The following is a 3,559-nucleotide window of genomic DNA, read 5'->3' on the forward strand; positions in this document are numbered from 1 at the left end:
GCTCCGGATGAATATGATGATCTCATATCAGGAACTTGTTCGCACCTTCCTTAGCCCAGGTCATTGAGCCATTCTGCTGATATATTGGATCGACAGATTTTCCGTCTGCAGTAACGCTATTCACCTTCATAAACATGGCATAAGAGCCAATATTTACCGTGCCTGCTTTGCCAACGCCATAGGTCTGGTTAGTCGCACTCTGTGCCCCACCCGTAAATGTACCGGCAGAAACGGTTAATCCTGCGTTAGAGTCGGCGCGATCGTCTATCATATTCCAGGCCACTTTTGTTGCTGCCGTGCAGGTAATGGTGAGATCGATATTCCGTTGCCCTAACTGGTTCACCGCCGTAGAGGACAATTCACCTAAGCGGATATTTCCATAGTCCACCACGCCGCCATTGCTAAATTCAGGAGTACAGGCCGAGGCTGTCAGCGTCCCTTTAATTTTCAATATCGCGGTTTCAGCGGCAAACGTAGAGTTTACGCAAAGGAATAATGCTGTAGCCAATAGAATTTTTTTCACGAGTTAATCCATAACTTATGATTTAAAGAAAATAAAATTCGACTGAGTTCATCCTTGATAGTCGCTATTACCTCCGTTTGCAAAATGCATGGTGCGATAATATAGAAATCATAAATACATGCAACTTAGGTTTATTAACTTTTCTTTTTAGATTTACTCAAACAATAGGCAGGATTTATAAAACAGAGGTTTCCAGTTCTTTTTTGACCATTTATATTCAGAATAATTATTGCTTGCGATGATTTATTTTCGCTGGCTTTGTATTCCAAAATTTCTGTCATATAGAATAAAGCATTGCACTGTCTTAATTTTGTACAAATCTATACATAGAAAAAATATTCGTTCAACAGGCGCTTAATCTTTACATCGACAAAAAAAATCCAGCCGACTGAGGAGGGCTGGATTTTATAATGGATGACGTTTATTTTACCACTCTGAGAGCCGGACGCCCGCCGCGTGGTGGCGGATCGTCATCAGGATCGTTTTCATCCTGGCGGTCAGGTTTGTCGCCGTCAATAACCGACATCACCGTGTCGCTGTCTCGCTCCCCGGTTGCATCGTCTTCATTCAGGCTGGCAACGTCTTCATCGTAAGCCGCTTCCGGCTCGAACATCGTACCCGCGCCGTTTTCCCGCGCGTAGATAGCCAGCACCGCGGCCAGCGGCACGGAAACCTGACGCGGTACGCCGCCGAAACGCGCGTTAAAACGCACTTCGTCGTTCGCCAGTTCAAGATTACCCACCGCACGGGGGGCAATGTTCAAAACGATCTGTCCGTCACGCGCGTATTCCATCGGAACCAGCACGCCCGGCAACGTCACATCCACAACCAGGTGCGGCGTGAGCTGGTTATCCAGCAGCCATTCATAGAAGGCGCGCAGCAGATACGGACGGCGTGGTGAAAGTTGTGACATTTCCACAGTCATTAGCCTCGGCCGAGACGCATTTCACGTTCCGGTTCAGTTAAGGATGCCAGGAAGGAGTCGCGTTCAAAGACGCGGGTCATATAGCCTTTCAGCTCTTTTGCGCCCGGGCCGCTGAATTCAACGCCAAGTGTCGGCAGGCGCCACAGCAGCGGTGCCAGGTAGCAGTCCACCAGGCTGAACTCATCGCTCAGGAAGAACGGTTTCTGGCCGAACACAGGGGCAATCGCCAGCAGCTCTTCACGCAGTTGTTTACGTGCAGCGTCTGCTTCTGAAGCAGAGCCGTTTTCGATCACGTTCATCAGCGTGTACCAGTCTTTCTCGATACGCTGCATGTACAGGCGGCTTTCGCCACGCGCCACAGGGTAAACAGGCATCAGCGGTGGATGCGGGAAACGCTCATCCAGGTATTCCATAATGATACGGGATTCCCACAGGGTCAGCTCGCGATCCACCAGCGTTGGTACACTTTGGCTCGGGTTGAGATCGATCAGATCCTGAGGTGGGTTATCCTTTTCCACATGCTCGATCTCAAAACTGACACCCTTCTCGGCCAGCACGATACGAACCTGATGGCTATAAATGTCAGTAGGACCAGAAAACAGCGTCATTACCGAACGTTTGTTGGCAGCGACAGCCATGAAAACCTCCAGGTATATTCAGAATTTTTACTGCTACCGGCCCGGTGGGGCCAGCCAGATGATGTAGCGCCCATCCCAGAGAAGACACATTGTTCAAGAATCGAACAAAAATCGAGTATTCACCGATATTTGGGCAGAAAATTGGATGATAGTTTACCAGATTTTGATGGCTTTGTGGTGAGGGGATTCTGGAAATGCGGAAAAAGAGGAGATATATGCATTGATAATGTGGATAACCTGAGCATTACCCATAAAAAAACCCGCCGAAGCGGGTTTTTCGCCAATCGTTCTGCGTGAGCAGAAAATGATTAACGTTTGGAGAACTGTGGACGACGACGTGCTTTACGCAGACCCACTTTCTTACGTTCAACCTGACGAGCGTCACGAGTAACGAAGCCAGCTTTACGCAGTTCAGAACGCAGGGATTCGTCGTACTCCATCAGAGCGCGGGTGATACCGTGACGGATCGCACCTGCCTGACCGGAGATACCACCACCTTTAACGGTGATGTACAGATCCAGTTTTTCTACCATATCAACCAGTTCCAGCGGCTGGCGAACTACCATGCGGGCAGTTTCGCGACCGAAGTACTGTTCCAGAGAACGCTGGTTGATTACGATTTTACCGTTGCCCGGTTTGATGAACACGCGAGCTGCGGAACTTTTGCGGCGACCAGTGCCGTAGTATTGATTTTCAGCCATTGCCTATAATCCCGATTAGATGTCAAGAACTTGCGGTTGCTGTGCCGCGTGGTTGTGCTCGTTACCTGCGTAAACTTTCAGTTTACGGAACATAGCACGACCCAGCGGGCCTTTTGGCAGCATGCCTTTAACCGCGATTTCAATCACACGCTCAGGACGGCGAGCAATCATCTCTTCAAAGGTCGCTTCTTTGATACCACCGATGTGGCCAGTGTGGTGGTAGTACATTTTGTCTTCGCGCTTGTTGCCGGTTACAGCAACTTTTTCTGCGTTCAGAACGATGATGTAGTCACCAGTATCAACGTGCGGAGTGTATTCCGCTTTGTGCTTACCGCGCAGGCGACGAGCCAGTTCAGTAGCCAGACGGCCCAGAGTTTTACCGGTCGCGTCAACAACATACCAGTCGCGTTGTACGGTTTCTGGTTTAGCTGTAAAAGTTTTCATTAAAAGCTTACCCAAATAATAAGTTACACGTTGGTGAACACCCAAACGTTTAGTCAGTTGAGGTTCACACGACAAAGTCCGGCAAACCTACCCCTTCGAATAGCTCATGCCGACACATAGAAAGTTTCGGGAAAAAAACCTTCTCGTAACGTGGGGTCGCAAGATTATAGAGAAGTTGAGGTCAAAGATCGACCCTTAAATGTGATTTGGAATGGGTTTTTCGGGGGGCGAGTTTTTGCGGTCCGGTGCCCTCACCCCCAGCCCCTCTCCCAAGGGGCTGAGGGATCCCCAGTAATATGGTCATGCAACCATGACCATATTACTGTAC

The 3,559-nt window shown here is 49.2% G+C and carries 4 protein-coding genes and 1 pseudogene; all 5 read right to left on the bottom strand.

Translation table 11 applies throughout. The features are described from left to right. Positions 1–49: 49 nt before the first annotated feature. Positions 50–523 (bottom strand): annotated as a pseudogene (locus HX884_RS25685) (DUF1120 domain-containing protein); the annotation flags it as partial. A 421-nt stretch (positions 524–944) separates the two neighbouring features. Further along, the gene (gene sspB, locus HX884_RS25690) at positions 945–1,442 is read right to left on the bottom strand and encodes a ClpXP protease specificity-enhancing factor (protein WP_013098964.1); all 498 of its coding nucleotides are present in this window, start codon (positions 1,440–1,442) and stop codon (positions 945–947) included. 5 nt (positions 1,443–1,447) lie between these two features. Beyond that, positions 1,448–2,086: a stringent starvation protein SspA gene (gene sspA / locus HX884_RS25695; protein WP_013098965.1), complete on the bottom strand. Its 639-nt coding sequence runs from the start codon at positions 2,084–2,086 to the stop codon at positions 1,448–1,450. Positions 2,087–2,394: 308 nt separating this feature from the next. Then, a complete protein-coding gene (rpsI, locus tag HX884_RS25700; protein WP_000829818.1) occupies positions 2,395–2,787 on the bottom strand; it encodes a 30S ribosomal protein S9 in 393 nt (130 codons plus the stop codon). Between the two features lie 15 nt (positions 2,788–2,802). Then, on the bottom strand, positions 2,803–3,231 hold the full coding sequence (rplM, locus tag HX884_RS25705; RefSeq protein ID WP_013098967.1) for a 50S ribosomal protein L13: 429 nt from the start codon (positions 3,229–3,231) through the stop codon (positions 2,803–2,805). Between the last annotated feature and the right edge of the window lie 328 nt (positions 3,232–3,559).

Origin of the sequence: Enterobacter sp. SECR19-1250, from assembly GCF_013391025.1 — a bacterium.
Lineage (GTDB): Bacteria > Pseudomonadota > Gammaproteobacteria > Enterobacterales > Enterobacteriaceae > Enterobacter > Enterobacter cloacae.